Origin of the sequence: Spirosoma oryzae, from assembly GCF_003002825.1 — a bacterium.
In the GTDB taxonomy this organism is placed as follows: domain Bacteria; phylum Bacteroidota; class Bacteroidia; order Cytophagales; family Spirosomataceae; genus Spirosoma; species Spirosoma oryzae.
Map to the genome: position 1 here is coordinate 203,717 of NZ_PVTE01000009.1, position 15,637 is coordinate 219,353.

The 15,637-nt window shown below is 48.3% G+C and carries 29 protein-coding genes; all 29 read right to left on the reverse strand.

Features of this window, described 5'->3' with window-relative positions; genetic code table 11:
* Positions 1–259: 259 nt before the first annotated feature.
* The gene (locus CLV58_RS12790; protein ID WP_106138212.1) at positions 260–1,165 is read right to left on the reverse strand and encodes a hypothetical protein; all 906 of its coding nucleotides are present in this window, start codon (positions 1,163–1,165) and stop codon (positions 260–262) included.
* Positions 1,162–1,629, reverse strand: a complete 468-nt coding sequence (locus tag CLV58_RS12795) for a nucleoside triphosphate pyrophosphohydrolase family protein (protein ID WP_106138213.1) — start codon at positions 1,627–1,629, stop codon at positions 1,162–1,164. Before CLV58_RS12795 ends, CLV58_RS12790 begins: the two co-directional genes overlap by 4 nt.
* On the reverse strand, positions 1,629–1,994 hold the full coding sequence (locus tag CLV58_RS12800) for a hypothetical protein (protein WP_106138214.1): 366 nt from the start codon (positions 1,992–1,994) through the stop codon (positions 1,629–1,631). The genes CLV58_RS12795 and CLV58_RS12800 overlap by 1 nt, the downstream gene beginning before the upstream one ends.
* Positions 1,978–2,325, reverse strand: a complete 348-nt coding sequence (locus CLV58_RS12805) for a hypothetical protein (protein ID WP_146141431.1) — start codon at positions 2,323–2,325, stop codon at positions 1,978–1,980. Before CLV58_RS12805 ends, CLV58_RS12800 begins: the two co-directional genes overlap by 17 nt.
* A 29-nt stretch (positions 2,326–2,354) precedes the next feature.
* A complete protein-coding gene (locus CLV58_RS12810) occupies positions 2,355–2,870 on the reverse strand; it encodes a hypothetical protein (RefSeq protein WP_106138216.1) in 516 nt (171 codons plus the stop codon).
* The gene (locus CLV58_RS12815) at positions 2,867–3,529 is read right to left on the reverse strand and encodes a metallophosphoesterase family protein (protein ID WP_106138217.1); all 663 of its coding nucleotides are present in this window, start codon (positions 3,527–3,529) and stop codon (positions 2,867–2,869) included. The genes CLV58_RS12810 and CLV58_RS12815 overlap by 4 nt, the downstream gene beginning before the upstream one ends.
* The gene (locus tag CLV58_RS12820) at positions 3,529–4,428 is read right to left on the reverse strand and encodes a hypothetical protein (protein WP_106138218.1); all 900 of its coding nucleotides are present in this window, start codon (positions 4,426–4,428) and stop codon (positions 3,529–3,531) included. The genes CLV58_RS12815 and CLV58_RS12820 overlap by 1 nt, the downstream gene beginning before the upstream one ends.
* Before the next feature lie 10 nt (positions 4,429–4,438).
* Complete coding sequence (locus CLV58_RS12825) at positions 4,439–5,353, reverse strand: uracil-DNA glycosylase family protein (protein ID WP_106138219.1); 915 nt, start codon at positions 5,351–5,353, stop codon at positions 4,439–4,441.
* Positions 5,350–5,730 (reverse strand): hypothetical protein, encoded by a 381-nt coding sequence (locus CLV58_RS28370; protein WP_106138220.1) that lies wholly within the window; start codon positions 5,728–5,730, stop codon positions 5,350–5,352. The genes CLV58_RS12825 and CLV58_RS28370 overlap by 4 nt, the downstream gene beginning before the upstream one ends.
* Positions 5,730–6,098 carry a hypothetical protein gene (locus CLV58_RS12835; RefSeq protein WP_106138221.1) on the reverse strand — a complete coding sequence of 123 codons (369 nt, stop codon included), beginning with the start codon at positions 6,096–6,098 and terminating at the stop codon, positions 5,730–5,732. Before CLV58_RS12835 ends, CLV58_RS28370 begins: the two co-directional genes overlap by 1 nt.
* Complete coding sequence (locus CLV58_RS12840; RefSeq protein ID WP_106138222.1) at positions 6,082–6,339, reverse strand: hypothetical protein; 258 nt, start codon at positions 6,337–6,339, stop codon at positions 6,082–6,084. Before CLV58_RS12840 ends, CLV58_RS12835 begins: the two co-directional genes overlap by 17 nt.
* Positions 6,336–6,572, reverse strand: a complete 237-nt coding sequence (locus tag CLV58_RS12845; protein WP_106138223.1) for a hypothetical protein — start codon at positions 6,570–6,572, stop codon at positions 6,336–6,338. The genes CLV58_RS12840 and CLV58_RS12845 overlap by 4 nt, the downstream gene beginning before the upstream one ends.
* Positions 6,573–6,766: 194 nt before the next feature.
* Positions 6,767–7,069 (reverse strand): hypothetical protein, encoded by a 303-nt coding sequence (locus CLV58_RS12850; RefSeq protein WP_106138224.1) that lies wholly within the window; start codon positions 7,067–7,069, stop codon positions 6,767–6,769.
* Positions 7,056–7,445 (reverse strand): hypothetical protein, encoded by a 390-nt coding sequence (locus tag CLV58_RS12855; RefSeq protein WP_106138225.1) that lies wholly within the window; start codon positions 7,443–7,445, stop codon positions 7,056–7,058. The genes CLV58_RS12850 and CLV58_RS12855 overlap by 14 nt, the downstream gene beginning before the upstream one ends.
* Positions 7,446–7,619: 174 nt before the next feature.
* Complete coding sequence (locus tag CLV58_RS28025; RefSeq protein ID WP_146141432.1) at positions 7,620–7,916, reverse strand: hypothetical protein; 297 nt, start codon at positions 7,914–7,916, stop codon at positions 7,620–7,622.
* A complete protein-coding gene (locus CLV58_RS12865; protein WP_106138227.1) occupies positions 7,916–8,392 on the reverse strand; it encodes a hypothetical protein in 477 nt (158 codons plus the stop codon). The genes CLV58_RS28025 and CLV58_RS12865 overlap by 1 nt, the downstream gene beginning before the upstream one ends.
* A gap of 38 nt (positions 8,393–8,430) precedes the next feature.
* Entirely contained in the window at positions 8,431–8,631 is a 201-nt protein-coding gene (locus CLV58_RS12870) for a hypothetical protein (RefSeq protein ID WP_106138228.1), read from the reverse strand.
* 64 nt (positions 8,632–8,695) lie between these two features.
* The gene (locus CLV58_RS12875) at positions 8,696–9,448 is read right to left on the reverse strand and encodes a GP88 family protein (RefSeq protein ID WP_106138229.1); all 753 of its coding nucleotides are present in this window, start codon (positions 9,446–9,448) and stop codon (positions 8,696–8,698) included.
* Positions 9,445–9,645 carry a hypothetical protein gene (locus tag CLV58_RS28030; RefSeq protein WP_146141433.1) on the reverse strand — a complete coding sequence of 67 codons (201 nt, stop codon included), beginning with the start codon at positions 9,643–9,645 and terminating at the stop codon, positions 9,445–9,447. The genes CLV58_RS12875 and CLV58_RS28030 overlap by 4 nt, the downstream gene beginning before the upstream one ends.
* Positions 9,605–9,967 (reverse strand): hypothetical protein, encoded by a 363-nt coding sequence (locus tag CLV58_RS12880; RefSeq protein ID WP_106138230.1) that lies wholly within the window; start codon positions 9,965–9,967, stop codon positions 9,605–9,607. The genes CLV58_RS28030 and CLV58_RS12880 overlap by 41 nt, the downstream gene beginning before the upstream one ends.
* Positions 9,968–9,994: 27 nt before the next feature.
* Positions 9,995–10,831: a hypothetical protein gene (locus CLV58_RS12885; RefSeq protein WP_106138231.1), complete on the reverse strand. Its 837-nt coding sequence runs from the start codon at positions 10,829–10,831 to the stop codon at positions 9,995–9,997.
* Between the two features lie 68 nt (positions 10,832–10,899).
* Positions 10,900–11,277, reverse strand: a complete 378-nt coding sequence (locus CLV58_RS12890) for a hypothetical protein (RefSeq protein WP_106138232.1) — start codon at positions 11,275–11,277, stop codon at positions 10,900–10,902.
* A complete protein-coding gene (locus CLV58_RS12895) occupies positions 11,274–12,422 on the reverse strand; it encodes a vWA domain-containing protein (protein WP_106138233.1) in 1,149 nt (382 codons plus the stop codon). The genes CLV58_RS12890 and CLV58_RS12895 overlap by 4 nt, the downstream gene beginning before the upstream one ends.
* The gene (locus CLV58_RS12900; protein WP_106138234.1) at positions 12,419–12,766 is read right to left on the reverse strand and encodes a hypothetical protein; all 348 of its coding nucleotides are present in this window, start codon (positions 12,764–12,766) and stop codon (positions 12,419–12,421) included. The genes CLV58_RS12895 and CLV58_RS12900 overlap by 4 nt, the downstream gene beginning before the upstream one ends.
* 45 nt (positions 12,767–12,811) lie before the next feature.
* Positions 12,812–13,858 carry an AAA family ATPase gene (locus tag CLV58_RS12905; protein WP_106138235.1) on the reverse strand — a complete coding sequence of 349 codons (1,047 nt, stop codon included), beginning with the start codon at positions 13,856–13,858 and terminating at the stop codon, positions 12,812–12,814.
* A 118-nt stretch (positions 13,859–13,976) separates the two neighbouring features.
* Positions 13,977–14,255 (reverse strand): hypothetical protein, encoded by a 279-nt coding sequence (locus tag CLV58_RS12910; RefSeq protein WP_106138236.1) that lies wholly within the window; start codon positions 14,253–14,255, stop codon positions 13,977–13,979.
* Positions 14,256–14,491: 236 nt separating this feature from the next.
* Positions 14,492–14,827 (reverse strand): DUF5983 family protein, encoded by a 336-nt coding sequence (locus CLV58_RS12915; protein WP_146141434.1) that lies wholly within the window; start codon positions 14,825–14,827, stop codon positions 14,492–14,494.
* Positions 14,828–14,908: 81 nt separating this feature from the next.
* Positions 14,909–15,319, reverse strand: coding sequence for a hypothetical protein (locus CLV58_RS12920; RefSeq protein ID WP_146141435.1), 411 nt, complete (start codon positions 15,317–15,319; stop codon positions 14,909–14,911).
* Positions 15,286–15,621 (reverse strand): hypothetical protein, encoded by a 336-nt coding sequence (locus CLV58_RS12925; RefSeq protein ID WP_106138239.1) that lies wholly within the window; start codon positions 15,619–15,621, stop codon positions 15,286–15,288. The genes CLV58_RS12920 and CLV58_RS12925 overlap by 34 nt, the downstream gene beginning before the upstream one ends.
* Positions 15,622–15,637 lie beyond the last annotated feature (16 nt).

Genomic DNA, 15,637 nt, shown 5'->3' on the forward strand with positions numbered 1-15,637 from the left:
AGAATCGGACTACGGGTTCATGTTCAGGTCCTAATCGGAACTCACAGCCATACCAGAACATTAATCCTAAGCTTAGTAGTATCCCAATAAACAAGGCTTCCTGGTAAAGACAGGCAAATCGGTAGGCTACAGCCGTTAAAAAAGCTTTCATGGGTTAAATCCAGTGTGAATAAGTATCTTTGTTATAACCGGTACAGTAAGTTCCGGGTGGATAAATTACGGGACGAAGCCTGGTCGATTGAACCAGGCTTCACTTTTTTCAGATACCCAACAGCGTCAGTCCCTTCTGTAGAATAGTTTGGTAATCACTCCCCTCCGGACCCGTTACCTTGATCGTTATCCCACAGCTCTGCCCGTCGATAGTCCAGTCCAGATCGACCGACTTGAGCAATTCTACATCGGCTTGGGGTTCAACGGTTCCCATATTCATTCCATTGGGAGTTGGACCGTTCGGAACAAACTTAACGTAGGAACCCATATTCGGATCAGCTGGAGCTAATTCAGTGGTTGTCGTCGGAACTGTAAACGAAGACCAATCAGTCCTGGCATAGTTAGACGATGTTGTTTGTTCAGTTACCACTATATCCCGAAGTTTATCCAGTTGATCTTTTGTGTCCTGGATACCCAAAGCAAGTTCAAACTCTTCTGGTGTTGGTTTGCTTTCTAGGCCCAGCTTTTGCCGGATTTCGGGTAGATGGGTATTGGTTACAAACGGTTCAACGTTTGCAGCCGGTTGTTCAGCAATAATATCCCCCTTTTTCTTACAACCACTCCCCCCGGAATACCCCAACCGGATATACCGTTCTTCCAGCATTTCAGTATACAACCGTTTGATTCGTTCCTGGGTCAGGTGTCCGGCCAGCGTAGTCAGCCGATATTCCCGGTTACGGGTACTGGTTCCGTGTACCTCGATAAACTTTTTGTTAACCAATAACTTAAAAAACGACCCGTCCATCGAACAGGATTTAAGTAGCTCACTGACCACTAGTGGCTTATAGGTAAACTCGTTGAGTTCGGTTCGAATCGTCTTCATAAACCGCTCGTAGTTTACCGATCCCCGTTTCTGACGAGAATTCGATTCCCCGGAAACCGGCAGAGCAGTTACTTTGGCCGTCAGGGTATTGTTGAGCAGGGCTCCGGGATTGATAGAAGCAGTAGGAATCATAGGGGTTCAGGTAAAATAGTGGCTAAGTCAGGAGCTGAATACGTATAAGGTTTAAGGACTTTACCGTCAGAAGACCGTCGCAGTACCCAGCGGTTACCAACCGGAAGCAACTCACTGGTAATCCCTTTCAGATAATATCCGTTCTGGCTGATAACTCCCTCGGCTTCACTGGTAACCGTCTTACTCATATTCGACCGCTGTACTTCGTTCCAGCCCGTTTGAGCCAGCTCACCCAGTCCCAGGTCTAGAATGGTTCCGCAGGCCACGTAAATCAGATCCAGCAGGCCATCGAAGGTTTCTACCAGATCATTGCTTTGGGCCGCCTGATTCAACTCGTCCAGCTCTTCCTGGAGTAAGCCCACGTGTAAACGGTGATCGATCTGATGGGGTAAACGGGGCTTATCACCAATAGGTAAGCCCATAGCCGCCCGGAAAGCGGCTACGTCAGCTAGTAATTGTTCCATTAATCTAAAACAGGTAAGTGGATACGGGCCTGTTGCTCAGCTAAAAACTGGAGCAGCTCGTGGGTAAATTCACCCTTGTCCTGGGTGGACGGAATAATCAGGTAGACAGCTTCCAGTTGGTCGAGCAACTGACGAACTTGACCCTGATGGACCGAATACGGCTGGGTACTGACTTCCCAATAGTCGGTATTGACCCGAATGGTCATGTTGGGTTGCAACGGTAGGGGAATCCGGATTTTGTGTTTATTCCGCCAGGCCAGGCAGTACTCAGAGCTAACCGTACCTACCAGATAGGTTCGGTACTGAATCGGCTGACCGGGGATTCGTTTCCGCAAATAAAGCGGCTGTTCAGGCAGCAGGGACATACTGCGTTTGGTTATGAACCGTGAGTTGCCGGGCCAGTTCGGGATTCTGGGCTTTAAGGGTTTCCAGCTGCTCGGCTCCCCGGCGGGCATTCCGGATGACTTCCTGCCAGCGACCATCTTCCTGACCCAGCCGGTAGACGACCTGTAGCAGAAACTCCAGGGGATCGGCCTGGGGACTACTCAACGTAGTTCGGATCGAATCAGCAAATTGCAGATCAGTATATTGCAGTTCAGGCCCCCGGTAGTGGTAAGTCTCTTTGACAGGCGTTAGCTGATACATGGACCGGATTGCCCGGCGGATATGGGTAACGGGATGAACCGTAGTGGCCATAGTGTGAGTGGAGTGAACCAGTGGAAGAATCAGGCCGCTGAATCAGGGCTGGAAGCTGCTTGAGCAAGCAGGGAATCAACCTCGTCCTGGGTATAGACTTTTTTACCCTGTAGCAGGTTGTTCAGAATAATCCACAGATCAGTTAGCTCCACGGGAGATGACTGCAGGTAGATCTGACTAAAGTTACGAAAAATTTCGAATTCCGTATCAATTTCTTCCGTTACGGCATCCGTATTGGCCCGGTTATCATCCGCCAGATCAACCAGTTTAGGATGGGTCAGGGTACGAATCTGTTCCGCCTGGGCCAGAATTGGTTTATTGGCTTCGACCAGTTCCCGGATCAGAAATCGGTTCCGTTTGGTATAGAACTGGTTATCCGTCTTAAACATCCGGCTGACGTAATCCAGCAAATACGAGCAGAGTACAGCAACTCCGTATGCTTTGATCACAGCCGGGGAGTAATTGACCTTGCTCAGGGCTTTACGGGGATTAATTGTTACCAGAGGTTTACCCGTTCCTCCCGTTGTTGGTGGTATCCGGTTCATAATTCGACTATTATTGGTTTGTGAACGGGTCGATACTGCTCGTTAATCAGACTGGCATTGACGAATCGTTTCCAAACAGTGTTCCCAATTTCCCAGCATCCTTCACCCCGGGCTTCGTGGATATGACCGCAGACATGGAGCTTGAGTTGATTCATATCGGCTATTCGTTCGTGAAGGGCTTCACAACCAGCCCGAATTCCATCAACCGTTTCGTCCAGTATGTCGTGCACCGGCCCGTGAGTAACCAGTATGTTTGTTTCTTCGGGAATCATGTCCCAGAGAATTCTGGACGGTTCTCCTCGCCTAACCATCCAGAACCAGTTCCAGAAAGCCGGGCTGTAATTTGATCCCCAGAACTTTACCCCATCGATCGTTACCTGCCGGTGGTGTAGATAAGTTACTTCGGGAAACTCGGCTACCAGGTTATCGAACAGAACCGGATATTTCTCGGGGAATTCATCGTGGTTACCGCAGATAAACAGCTTATTGGGAATATGAGTAAACCCGGCATACCAGTTTAAAAAGGAGCTACAGTCCTGAACGGTTCCATGCCGAGTAAAGTCACCGGCATGAATCAGTACGTCGGCTTCTAGTTCATTGATAACCTGAGTAAACTGGTTATGAAATCCGTGGGTATCGGAAATACAAACGATCTTCATCAGGCAGCCTGTTTAAAACCGGTGTGTTCCTGAATCGTCCGGAACATCAGGGCTTCCAGTAGTAGAAAGTAATTAACCAGGTCCTTACTCCGTTCCTGTAGCAGATCAACTGGTGGTAATACCCCGTTCTCCAGATCGACGATCATATCCTTCATCGAGGTAATCTGCTTGCTGACCATACCCCACAGAGCCCGTTCGGGTAACTGATCATTCATCCGGCCCGTCGAATCGAAGTTGTGGAACACATTCCCACCCTTCCGGTACTCGACCCCTTTCTGAACCATGCTCAATCGAACCCGCTCAAAGCGGTTTTCCAGGAACCGGCCAAAACCTTCAGCAGTCGATAGATCCAGTCCTTCCATCGAGATGGGTTCGGGAGCCAGTGAGTTTAGTACCACTATCGGAGTTTCCGGTTCTTCGTTGAAGATCTGAGGATACTCATCTTCAGTAACGGGTATCAAACTAACATCGTCCGGGTCCTGCAGACGGGTTTCATCAGATAACCAGTCGGGTAAACCAGAAACAACCGTGTGAGCCTGGCTTACCGGTACTGTAGTCATGGGATTGCTCCATAGTTTATCCTGCTGATCCTGAGGTAAACTGTTCAGACCGGTAAATGGGGTGAAGTTCTCGGGCTCAAACTTGTATTTGACGCAGGGTGAGAAATTCTGAATGACTTTAAAGTCGGATTTGACGGGTCGATGATTCAGCCGGTATACTGTTTCCTGAATACAGACAAACGTGTTTTCCGGTTGGTATTCTTTCTCGAAGATAGTGACTACCTGATGAGTCTTGGAAAAGCTTTTCCGGTTGTCGATAAGTTTAAACGGAATCTGACTTCGGGTGAATAACGGAGCAAACTGCTGGGTAAACTGCTGGGGTGTAACTAGCGTGGCCATGAACTAAAAATCAGGCAAATTGAATGGATTGCTCGGCCTGTAGCCGGGAGAAGACATTGGTAACCAGCGGTGTATTGTTCTGGCTAAACCAGGAGGAATGATTCAGGCAGTGAATCGTATGAGCTGGGTTGATCTGAGTAGCCAGCTTACCAGCTACCGGACCCCAGAGTACCCAACTGAGCTGAACCTGCCGGTTGAGCACGGGGATTACCTGGGCTATAAACGAAGACCACAACAGTACGTGGCCGTTGGGATCGGAATCCGGACTGGTAAGGGCCGCCGAGAGCAGCATGACCCCGGATTTCCGCAGTGAAACTAACGATTTTTCCAGACTAAACCCAGTCTCCAGCCCCAGATCATCCCGGATTCCCTGTTGCAGGACCAGTAACTCCTCGGGTAAACTACCCTGCTCGACGGCAAAGGATAACCCACAGGCCTGAGAAGATGGGTACGGAGCCGTGTTGATCCAGATGGAACGGAGACTGGACAGGGGTTGAAGAAAAGCTCGGAACAATTGAGGACTTTCGGGATAAATGGTCTGGGTAGCCCGTTGCCGTTTGACCTGGGAAAGAATGAGCTTGAAGGAGTCTGAGTAGAGATACTCTCCCAGTTCGTTGAGCCAGCTGTAATGAAACCGTTTGAGAATTTCCCGCTGGTAGGGAGAGATTTCCCAGTTGGGATTTTCTTTTTCGGCCTGGATACTGACAAACAGGTAATCCGGGTCATTCACCTGTTTTACGTAACCTTCCAGCACGAATGGAGCCACTAGCTCATACCGATGACCGGTGGGATCGAACAACAGCAGATTCTTTTCCAGCTCGATGGCTTTCAGTAATTCGGGTACCGGCAACCGGTTCCAGCGGCTATCGAAGCAATCAGCTCCCAGTAAATAGCTCTCAGTCAGTTTGATTTGACCGGAACTCATTTGTGAAATGATTGTAGGTACGTTCTCATTCGGTCGTAGTCCGATAAAGACATGGTTTGCTTGAACGGTTTTATTGCCGATTGATCTAGTTCTAGTTCATCGAAGTCGAATACAGGCAGTAAACCTTCTAATACCAGGTAGGTATCGTATTGGATTACTTCGACGTATTCTCCATCACAATCAAATTGACCACAGGTACAATTGATTAATGGTAACCAGCTTCGGTCAAATCGGTGTTCAACCTTTGTCAAATCAAAGACCTCCAGGAAATGGTCCGGGTTGAACTGAGTCTTTAGCTTTTGTTCCCCGAAAACCAGTACAACGTAATCCTGTTCTTCGTAGCTGGTATAGTTCTCCCGTTCAATCTGTACTTCCATCAAACTTCAGTTAGTTGTTCTTCGGTGTACCGTTCAGCAGCCCGTTTACAGGAAGCCATTCGATGGTTTTTCAGGTCATCGGCAAAGTTCTGATTCATCTGATCCACTCGGTAAGCCTTTCGACCACCAAAGTATACCACGGCTTGTTGTTTACAAACAATAACTGTGGTGTAAGCCTGTGTAATTGCTGATCCACCCATACCACCAAAGCCAAGGGCTGTAGAACCCCAGGTTTGTTGGAAATGGTAACAGTTGATGTCTCCCTGGTACGGACGACGTCCCTGGTCATTGGGTAATAGGTCAACAGCCAGGGCGGTATACACTGCCTGAGCTAAACTTTCAACGGGATTATCAGCGGTTAGAGCCATTGGTTGATTGGGCTAATAAGGTGGGGAAACGATCGGGTCGTTTGGTTGGATCGACGGTAACTTCAAATTTCAGGGTAGTCAGGTCATATCCCCGCTCTTCCAGTTCTTTCCTAAGGTCATCATTGATTACCTTCCAGAAGAGATAATGTAAATCAGATTTGGTCGAAATACCCAAGGGGTAATAGCCCATGAAGTCTTTCTCCCGTTTACTCCATTTAACCCGGAGTTTGTTATCAGTCATTGCGGTTTGATAAAAGCCGTGAGCCGGTCGATAAAGCCCGGAAGGTCCTCGGTAGGAATTTCCAGTTTACAATCCTTGACCGGCCCGTTTGGATTCACTGGAATCAGCATAACCCGGCTACGGGGAGAATCCGGGTGGGATTCGATCAGATCAACGGCGGAAATGGTTCCGTAACCATCCCGGCCATTATATCCCGCTGTCAGCTTGCGGGACAGATTCAGTCTGTTTAGCATGGTAGTGTGCTGAGAAGACTTTGAACAGGAATTGAAGGGAATCTAAATCAGGGAGAGTTCCTTCAGAGTATTGACTATTGATCTGTTCCTCAAATAAATGCCCTAGTTCTTTGGTTGTGGTAGCTATTAACCTAGTAGGATCATACAGTAAATCTCCTGGCTTTCTTGGAGAGCCAGAAAGACACCGCACCCATTTATAATGCCGGTATAGATACCACTGTCTCGGGTACTGCATTGCTCCAGAGTTCATCCTCATTTTCATTTGTTATTTCAATTGTACCGAAAGGACTCCCCGGAATCGGCTCTAGTACTACTGATGTATCAAAGAGTGTTTCAGCAGCAGCCGTATCTATCCCGTCCTGACAGTCCCAATTATCAGGATTGTCCGAGCTGCTTAACTTGGCTACAGCCTCTTCTTCGGTTTCAGCTTCAACGGCTACTCGGTATCGGAGCCAGACTTCTACTTTTTCGTCTCTAATCAGATTAAACGTTGGCATTACTCAGTGAACGTTGGGTTAATAAATCAGCCAGATCCATTAATTCAGTATCATCCATACGACCTCGAAGTTCATAATCACCGAACTTTTCATTTTCCGGATTATAGGCTGTACAATAAATGATTCCCTGATTTTTGACTTTCTTCAATCGTAAAGCCACGATATTCATGTATTGGGTATTGCCCAGGTTACCATGTACTTCAATCGTTGGTTGATCCAGTCGTTCGTCTTCAAAAAGAGTCTCGTCTCCTTTCTTGTACAACTCCTGAGCCTCTTCTGAAATTAATTCGATCGGACCATTTTGTAGGGAATCTTCAATAGATGCCCAAGCCCGACTTCGTAAGGTGGATAAACTGGTGGAATAATAATCTTTCATGGTAGTACTTCTTTACCCCGGGCAATTAGATCGATGGTTAAATGAACCATTCCCTGTACCATTTCCCGACCAAACGGTGTGTTGTTTTCGATCTCGTTTAGAATGTCATTCAGTGTGTAAGATCGATTGTCTTTCCCTTTGATAGTTAAATAGGGTCTTCCCCGAGCTTCTGGACTATTCTTTTTGATCCAGTCCTGTAAAGCTGTTTTGACCAGTTCCGTATCGTTCATCGGTTAATTTCTGTTTTGCTTCAAATACTTTCCAGAGGAATCGTAATGATTCAATACACGGTTTATCCTCAGAAAAACGTCCGTACTTTTCATCTATCATAGTTTCAAAGGCCACACAAATCGATTCTATTCCAGATCCGACCAGTCTTTTTGGGGCATATTGTTCAGTTTCATCACCGGGTTCTATCTCATTAACTGTGATAAATGTATCAAATCGGTAGATGTATGACCGTTGATCCATCACAAATAATCCGGTCGGTTATTCGGTGTGTGAACCACTGTGGTAAACTTGATCGGTTTCCGTTTGTACCGGTCTTCCACTGGTTTAGCCAGCTCCCGTTTGCAGAACCGGTAGATCAGATCAAAGACCATCTCTTTTTTGGTCTGGTGGGTAGCATTCCCTTCCAGGTATAGATCGTCGATGTGAACGTAGTCCGAACCGATTACTGTCTGAACCAGCTTGTTGTGGCTGTCCAAATGATTTTCGATCCGGCTGATAATCCACATAATCCGAAGCCAGTTATCATGGAATCCCAGCTCATAGACGTTTCGACCCAGGTACTCATTGGTCTTGCCGTGACAGCCGTAACAACCCCGTTTCCACCAGCCGGGCTGCGGTTTCTTACCCGGTGGATGGAGATCGTTATGACCGTAGTACTGGTAGCCCATCCAGTCAGCAATTACCTTGGCTTTTTCAATTATTTCTCGTGGCTTCATAAGTTAACGGGTATACCCATAGGTGTACCCCGATATGTTTAGTATAAAAGTGAATACGGATGATCCTGATCAATCCGGGTTAAATCGTATTTTTCTTCCAACCAGGTTAGCTCGGCTTCCACGGCTTCAATACTGGTAAAACTAAGCTCGTATTCATCTCGACCAATATCACTCAGATCCAGCCCGTAGCGACTACCGAGCAGGCTGATAAATAAATAGTTATAGTCCTGATAGCTCATAACTCATTGATTTAGTCAAAGTTAAAAAGATCCCGCCGGATTACCAGCGGGATCAATTCGGTTTTTATACCTTAACTACAAACGGATTAGTTAGGGGATCATCCCCCGGAACCTTTTTGTAGATCAGACCAATGATATAGCCCGGTGGATCAAGCCAACGTTCATCTGAAAAACTCCCGTCGTGTACGGGAAACCCCTGCCAGGTTTTAGGTACTTTCGGGTAAAACACAACTGCTGTATTACCCCCTTGCTCAAGAACCCACCTTGCCTGCAACCAGTTGATTTCCGATCGGGAAAATGTGAGGTGGTACGGAGTTCCCCGGTACTTCTCCCACTTTTTGTAGTCTTTTGTGTAATCGTAGGCTACTAAACCGGTGTACTCTTTCAGGACGTCTACTCCCGTCTGATTCAGGATAAGCTGGTAAAAGTCAATATCGGAAGTACCATTTGTTCGGACGGCTATTACAGAACCTTCCTGGGTAGCTTTCAGGTGAAGTCCCCAGAGTTCCTGATGGAGTAGTTGGATAAACGTTTCCCGGTGGTGGATGAATACCTCGGTATTTAATCGACGGGTTCTCTCAACGGCCGGCATCTTTCCGTGACCGGCTTTAAACAGGCAGGCTTTGATGCAGGATGGGGAAGCATGACCGCAGAGTGATTTCCCTTTACTGTTCTGGGTATGCGGGGCCAGGTTGAGAATCCAGGTTTCCGTATCGTTGGAAGCCAACTTTTTGTTATTCGATCCTGGCTGAAGCAATCGTTTTTTACCCAGCAACAGTTCCATGAGCCGCTGCTGGGTATCTGCTTGTGTAATCAAAGTATCCGCATAAATTGCTGATTATCCGGCCCGTCCAGATACAGCTTGTTTACATAACTGGTACTCATCTTCGGCGTCAAACCGGCTCCGTTCGTCCAGTTTTCCAGCCCGTCGAGGACGTTCATCATCACATCAGGTATCTCGTACTTATCCAATTTATCCGACAGTACCAGAGTCAGGGTGAATGTTAGTTCCATGGTATTTGGTTAAATCAATTTCACACAGACTAACCAACTCTTTTGAGTTATCTGATGCTACTCCTTTTTCCCAGTAAATAACACTTATGTGTCTATCCCATTGAACCGTCTGTAAGTCGTAGCATTTTAGTAGTGATTCCAGTTGCTCTTTGGTAAAACCTAAGTCCTGGGGAAAAACGATTGGTAACTGACAATTTTCAGTAGCAGCCGTTGCCAGTAACAGAAGCATTCGGGTTTTCAGCAGTTCATATTTCAACGATTCGTTTTCCTGCTGCTGGAATTCCAACGCTTTACCTAGTTCGATAAAATCAGGTATCGTCATAACTAACGGTTAGATATATACGTTGATTTAAAAATAGGCTCCGAAGCTCTTTTCAATCTGTTCCAGTTCCTTGGCTTTCTGGCTCCGCAGGGTATCCGATTTACGGATGCTGTCAGCCGGTACCAAAATACCCGACAAAGCTTCACAGGCCTGATTCAGGGCTACGTCTTCAGCCAGGTTAAGCTTGGGGATGGTGGTGATCAATTCTTCCAGCGAGGTAAACAGGGAGCCTTTCACCGGAGCCTGTTCGTTTTTGAAGATGTAGCTCATCCGGTCGATCTGAGCCTTGATCCGGTGCCAGTTCTCCTGCTGGGCCGCCTGAATCCGATTGGTCAGATCAGCTTCGGCATCTCGTTTGAGTTGCTCCTGGTGCTGGATTCCCACCGGAATGGCAAACGTGGTGGTCGGGACATTGTCAAATTTGATCTTGACCGAGAACTTGTCCTTCAGCTGATCGGGTTTGGGATACTCGGATTCCCGAAACAGTCCGTTGAGCCGAATCCGGGCATTATCCATTAGCCGGGGATAATCCCGGATGAAACGGTCTACTTCGGTTTCGTACTCGTTACGGAGCCGGCCCAGCTCACCCACGTAGGTAAAGTAGTTACTGGCCGGTAGCAGCCGGGCTCCCCCATCTTCCCAGGGGAGGGTATTCTTGAGATGAAAATCCCGGATTTTGTCCTTGGCCTGCCGAACGGCTTTTAGTTCTTCCGAGGTGATGAGCTGCTTGTTGAAGTTACCGGCTTCCTTGACTTCGTGTTTGGTTTCAATCTCGGCCGTAACGGTCCGGTCATATTTGTAACCCCGCCACTGGGAAATAATCAGGTTAGCCAGCAGGGCCTGTTCGGTGAGTTTACGTTCCATGGTGTTTATTGTTGGAAAGTGTTCAAGAAAAATGAACAGGATGGTTCGGCTGAACAGTCCTGATTGGGTTATGCTAAGTCGGGAATAGAATTGTCTTCGGGGGTATTCGTGTTGTAGGAAACTACAGCTTTCATCAGTTCATTGAATCGTTGCCATTCCAGATCCTGGAATAAATCAAGTAAGCCGTAACACAAAAAATCCAGTGATCCTGAAGCCGTTTTGAATACATCGACCTGACGAAATCCCTTGTGAAAGTAATTTATCTGTTCTTCTCCCTGAACACTACTCCAAAGGGTATGGAACGCTTCCGGATCGGTAGCCCGGGCTATCCGCATGGCATTCAAAAAAAGCAGTCCCAGTGTAGTAGCATAAGGAGCTTCCCTTTTATTACCAAAGTGTTTCTGGACTAGTTGTATATACTGGTCGTTTTCTTTTGAAAAGCTCATAGTTCAGCAATGTGTAATACCCGGCCAAATGGCGGGCTGAAGTTTTTATTATCCCCCAGAATTACCCAGAGAACCGGGTACTGCTCGGTCGGGTCAAAGTCCGGGTAATCGTCACATATTCCGTCTGTAAAGTATACAGCACAGGCCGGTTGGATTCCTTCGTCACGTAAGTAAGAAAATGGTGGTTCGAAGGAGGTACCCCCACCGCCGACGGGGACTAAATCAGCTGTTTCGTCGGGTTCAACCGTTTGCATACCTGCCAGGTGATGGTCTACATAGAGTACCTCAATCGGCTTACCGAACTGACCGGCTATACCCCGCAGCTCAGCTCCGAATACGTTTAACTCCCGGGCTCCGATCGAACCCGACGTATCCACGAACAAATAGATCTGACCAATGGTCTGACTGTAAAGACTGGGCATGACTACCGATCCCCCACTATACCGACGGGATGGCCGGGTAAAACAGTAGTCGGCTTTATCGGCAATAGAGACGAAAGCAGCTAGCTCATTTCGCCAGTCTACCTGGGGCTCCAGGGTCTCGTCGATCAACCGGGCCAGACTACCCGGCAATTTCCCGGCTTTCTTGGCCGATACGGCGGCTTGCCGAATAATTTCCTTGATCTCGTTTTCCTGCTCGGAAACGGATTTTCCATCCACTTCCTGGGTAGCCTGCTCAACGTCCCCGATTCCCCCGGCCAGCTGGATTTCCATGTACTTCGGCATATTCGGGTCATCCCTGAGTAGATCGTAGATTTTTTCCGACGACATTCCCTTGTACTGTTCGTCGTGGTAGCCCCCTTCGGGTAATTTGAACCCGGCATCAAGTAACCATAGATTGATAAAATGGTCACAGGCTATATTCCAGCGATGGTGTTCCCGACCCTGCTTCCGAAACTGATGGAGTAGGATAACGTGTCCAACTTCGTGTAAAATTAATCCTTGAGCGGCTTCTTTGGTCATCCCGTTGATCCAGGTCGGGTTGTACTTAATGTATTTTCCATTCGTACAGGCTGTAGGTATAGCTGGATCTTCGATCAGAGTCAGGTACATACAGACTTGGGCAAAAAACGGCTGATGGAAGAGCAGCTGTATCCGCTGGCCTATCAGTTTGTCATAAGCTTTTTTATCAGTGTATTTGATCATCGTTTGTGAACGTAGTTGTAGGTAAGTAATCCCAGAGAGCCGTTGAAGACTTCGTAGGGAATCGGCTGATTTCCGAGCCGCCGTTTGACCCAGTGAGCCTGAGCCCGAATCCACAGATGTTCGGGAACCGGCCGGGTCTGTTCGATACGGTCCAGATGACCGTGGTCGTCACCCCACCGGACACCTTCTGATCGAATCACCCAGAGATGCCGATCCTGTCTATACGTTAATTCCGTGTTGGAAGCCCAGTCCGGCAGGTTAATGGGAATCAGCTCATTCGACGATTCTTCAGTTCTGGTTAATTCACCAGTTACCGGGTTCAGGTAAACGGTTCGGTTTGCCATACAGAAAGAGTCCGGCTAGTATAGACCAGCCGGACCCGGATTAGCTTAGTTCAGGACCATATCGCCCAGGGTTACCTCAGCGTTTTCCAGCACCCACTTCAGAAAAGCTGGAGATTCCGTACTCAATAGCTCAGGTTTCCGCTCGTCGAGTAGTTTCATAGTCATTACTTCAATATCCTTGGGCAACCGGCCGATAAACCGAAGGATATTGTCAATGGTATCCTTAGTAGCCCGGTCGATCAAAGCCCCTGACAGGGCAAACTGGGTCATGGCTTCATCAGGTACAGCTACTTCATCGGGATGGGTCATGATCCGGTCCACGTCAGGCAGAGTACGGTAGATTCGCAGGAACCCACCGTACTCACTGGCAAAGGCTTCTCCGGCCGCCCCCTTGAAGGATTCGTGTTCGAGGTGATGGGGCAGGTTATCGTTCTGCAGTATACCCACGGCGGCCAGGGTACGGGGGTTGACCACGTTGGTCATATCCCGGGTAGCCCGGTTTTTCTCCTCGTCTTCCAGCACGGCCGGACGGAACCGGATAAACTGAATCAGCGTCGTCGGCATACCGGCTCCGATGGCCCATTTGGTCCAGTCTTCGGCATTGACTTCCAGATCGGCTACCACCTTGAAGCGGGACATCACCGGAGCCAGAATACCCGATACCCCGGCATTATCCGATTTCCGGTTGGTAGCGGCCATGAAAATGACATGATTGGATACTTTATGTTCACCAATCGATCTAGCTAGTAACAACTGCATCAATGACGCCTGAACGGCCGGAGCCGCCTGACCGATATCGTCTATGAAGCAAAGCAGGGGCCGGTCGGCATTGATGAGCCGAAGCAGATCTCCATAGGGCTCGAACCGGGCTTTACCATCCTGGAAAACAGGTAGTCCCTTGAAATCAGTCGGGTCACTGACAACCGGGTGCATCACCATCAGCTCGTAGGGCAGCCCGTCGGTCCACAGGGTTTCCCGGCAGACGGCTTCGATAATCGAGGTCTTTCCGATACCCGGAGCCCCTTTAACTAGTAGGTTATGGTTATTAAGCAGACAGAATTTAACCAGGTCGGCAAATGCAGCAGGACGCATATAGATATAGTATACCCTTACCCAGCAGGACTGGATCGGGACTTGGAGTTAAAAGTGAGAAAATGGAAAAGAAAAAGGCGGACCTGGAATCAGGTTGGCCGGTAGGGATAAATAAAAACTAGGAAAGCATTACCCAGCCCATCTGATTGACTGAGTCTTGGTAGTCGGGTAAATCCTGATCGAATCGTTCTCCGGTAAAATGCATTTTAGCCCGGTCCAGGGTTTCCATAATTGACTGATTGTGGTGAGCCAGGTAATGAAAGACGTCGGCCAGCAGATCACCCGGAGCCTGGGTCAAATCTTCGGGTTCAAAATCGTAGAACTCCTGCAAGATGGCTTCGATCTTTTCAGCCCGTTGGTCAATGGTTTTATTGTGAAATTTCAGGTCTGGATTCATACTTGGGTTTACAATCGTCACAAAGCTTACAGATACCCGTAGGGCTTACCTGGCTTCGGTTACTGGTCGGACTTAGATCGGTCAACGTCCAGCAGCCGTAGATACCAGATAAAGCATCCTGATAAACACACCAGTCGGGTTGAGCGTACCGATCCATTACCATTTCCCAGGTCGTTTTTTCCTGAATAAGCTGGTCAACCTCGGTCTGGCTTAACTCGTGGAAATACGGCTTTGGCTCAATGGTCATACTGGGGTAGTTCTTCGTGAATCAGTCCGTCGGGATCGAGTTTGATCCAGTTACAGCCCAAACTTTTAGCAAATTCCATAACCCGGTGCAGATTCTCGGAGATACCCATTTCCTGGGGAGTTTCTCCATCGGTATCCGAGTACAGAAAATATCCGTAGCCAAAATTGTATTCTCGGGTTGACGGAGCCAGTAAGAGTACCGGCGGATCAGGGTTTTCATCCCACATGATCGACTTGATCAGTTCAATGTCTTCCGGGGTCAAATGGCTATCCGAGCAGTCCAGGTAAGTATATATTCCCCGGGCTGAAGGCAGTGTTTCAGTCATCAAAAATGTCTTCGAGTAAATCGGTGATAAACTCAATCAGTTGCTTCCACCAAGGTTCTTTCTTACCAGATTTTTCCTTGCTCATAACCGGGATCCGAGTAGTATCCCTACCCCACCCGCAAAACCCGTCAACACCCAGCTGTACCAGGGTACTTTGGGTTTAACAACGGGTGGAGACGGGCAGGGTTGGATGATAATCGGTCGTCCCGATAGGGTATACTGTTGTTCGTCCAGTCCCCGTTGAATCGTGTAGCTGGTTTGCCGGACAATCTGATTCATCTGAACCCGGTTGGTCTCACAATCAGCCAGTTGCTTCTGGTAATCAGCCAGGATACCGGCGGCCTGATCGGCTAACTGATCCCGTTGGACCAGTCGGTTGTATTCCCGAACGGGTATAGTGACCTGAGCCCCCGGATACACCAGGGTATCCCCCGTTTCGTGGGGAACCTGTAGCGTATCTATTTGATAGTGGACTGGTATTGCCGGAGCCATTGGTCGTAACGGGTTTGAAGAGCCTGGGTCTTTTTGGTATCATACTGGCCTATAATAACCAGCAGGGCGGAATCACCCCGGGCCTGATCGGTTTTGAGCCGCTGATTGGTTCGGTCGAGCCGATTGGTCCAGTCATTGATCTGATGACGGTTCAGACTGTCTACGTATTCTCGAAGACTGCTGAGTTGTTGATCTTTTTCCCGGGTACCCAGGTTAAACCGGACGTTCAGATAGATCAGATACACAAAAAGCCCAAGCAAAAAACCGGGTATAAACCAGCTCTTCCAGGTGGAGTTTTCCATGAAGTAAAAGGGAATA

What these genes read in the sequence shown, in the direction of transcription:
- CLV58_RS12790 (WP_106138212.1), bottom strand. Translation starts at nt 1,165, where the DNA reads ATGATTCCTACTGCTTCTATCAATCCCGGAGCCCTGCTCAACAATACC.
- CLV58_RS28370 (WP_106138220.1), bottom strand. Translation starts at nt 5,730, where the DNA reads ATGGAAGTACAGATTGAACGGGAGAACTATACCAGCTACGAAGAACAG.
- CLV58_RS12835 (WP_106138221.1), bottom strand. Translation starts at nt 6,098, where the DNA reads ATGGCTCTAACCGCTGATAATCCCGTTGAAAGTTTAGCTCAGGCAGTG.
- CLV58_RS12910 (WP_106138236.1), bottom strand. Translation starts at nt 14,255, where the DNA reads ATGAATCCAGACCTGAAATTTCACAATAAAACCATTGACCAACGGGCT.
- CLV58_RS28025 (WP_146141432.1), bottom strand. Translation starts at nt 7,916, where the DNA reads ATGGATCAACGGTCATACATCTACCGATTTGATACATTTATCACAGTT.
- CLV58_RS12795 (WP_106138213.1), bottom strand. Translation starts at nt 1,629, where the DNA reads ATGGAACAATTACTAGCTGACGTAGCCGCTTTCCGGGCGGCTATGGGC.
- CLV58_RS12920 (WP_146141435.1), bottom strand. Translation starts at nt 15,319, where the DNA reads ATGGCTCCGGCAATACCAGTCCACTATCAAATAGATACGCTACAGGTT.
- CLV58_RS12840 (WP_106138222.1), bottom strand. Translation starts at nt 6,339, where the DNA reads ATGACTGATAACAAACTCCGGGTTAAATGGAGTAAACGGGAGAAAGAC.
- CLV58_RS12885 (WP_106138231.1), bottom strand. Translation starts at nt 10,831, where the DNA reads ATGGAACGTAAACTCACCGAACAGGCCCTGCTGGCTAACCTGATTATT.
- CLV58_RS12805 (WP_146141431.1), bottom strand. Translation starts at nt 2,325, where the DNA reads ATGGCCACTACGGTTCATCCCGTTACCCATATCCGCCGGGCAATCCGG.
- CLV58_RS12890 (WP_106138232.1), bottom strand. Translation starts at nt 11,277, where the DNA reads ATGAGCTTTTCAAAAGAAAACGACCAGTATATACAACTAGTCCAGAAA.
- CLV58_RS12895 (WP_106138233.1), bottom strand. Translation starts at nt 12,422, where the DNA reads ATGATCAAATACACTGATAAAAAAGCTTATGACAAACTGATAGGCCAG.
- CLV58_RS12845 (WP_106138223.1), bottom strand. Translation starts at nt 6,572, where the DNA reads ATGCTAAACAGACTGAATCTGTCCCGCAAGCTGACAGCGGGATATAAT.
- CLV58_RS12900 (WP_106138234.1), bottom strand. Translation starts at nt 12,766, where the DNA reads ATGGCAAACCGAACCGTTTACCTGAACCCGGTAACTGGTGAATTAACC.
- CLV58_RS12850 (WP_106138224.1), bottom strand. Translation starts at nt 7,069, where the DNA reads ATGCCAACGTTTAATCTGATTAGAGACGAAAAAGTAGAAGTCTGGCTC.
- CLV58_RS12815 (WP_106138217.1), bottom strand. Translation starts at nt 3,529, where the DNA reads ATGAAGATCGTTTGTATTTCCGATACCCACGGATTTCATAACCAGTTT.
- CLV58_RS12925 (WP_106138239.1), bottom strand. Translation starts at nt 15,621, where the DNA reads ATGGAAAACTCCACCTGGAAGAGCTGGTTTATACCCGGTTTTTTGCTT.
- CLV58_RS12880 (WP_106138230.1), bottom strand. Translation starts at nt 9,967, where the DNA reads ATGACGATACCTGATTTTATCGAACTAGGTAAAGCGTTGGAATTCCAG.
- CLV58_RS12905 (WP_106138235.1), bottom strand. Translation starts at nt 13,858, where the DNA reads ATGCGTCCTGCTGCATTTGCCGACCTGGTTAAATTCTGTCTGCTTAAT.
- CLV58_RS12810 (WP_106138216.1), bottom strand. Translation starts at nt 2,870, where the DNA reads ATGAACCGGATACCACCAACAACGGGAGGAACGGGTAAACCTCTGGTA.
- CLV58_RS28030 (WP_146141433.1), bottom strand. Translation starts at nt 9,645, where the DNA reads ATGGAACTAACATTCACCCTGACTCTGGTACTGTCGGATAAATTGGAT.
- CLV58_RS12855 (WP_106138225.1), bottom strand. Translation starts at nt 7,445, where the DNA reads ATGAAAGATTATTATTCCACCAGTTTATCCACCTTACGAAGTCGGGCT.
- CLV58_RS12865 (WP_106138227.1), bottom strand. Translation starts at nt 8,392, where the DNA reads ATGAAGCCACGAGAAATAATTGAAAAAGCCAAGGTAATTGCTGACTGG.
- CLV58_RS12915 (WP_146141434.1), bottom strand. Translation starts at nt 14,827, where the DNA reads ATGACTGAAACACTGCCTTCAGCCCGGGGAATATATACTTACCTGGAC.
- CLV58_RS12800 (WP_106138214.1), bottom strand. Translation starts at nt 1,994, where the DNA reads ATGTCCCTGCTGCCTGAACAGCCGCTTTATTTGCGGAAACGAATCCCC.
- CLV58_RS12825 (WP_106138219.1), bottom strand. Translation starts at nt 5,353, where the DNA reads ATGAGTTCCGGTCAAATCAAACTGACTGAGAGCTATTTACTGGGAGCT.
- CLV58_RS12820 (WP_106138218.1), bottom strand. Translation starts at nt 4,428, where the DNA reads ATGGCCACGCTAGTTACACCCCAGCAGTTTACCCAGCAGTTTGCTCCG.
- CLV58_RS12870 (WP_106138228.1), bottom strand. Translation starts at nt 8,631, where the DNA reads ATGAGCTATCAGGACTATAACTATTTATTTATCAGCCTGCTCGGTAGT.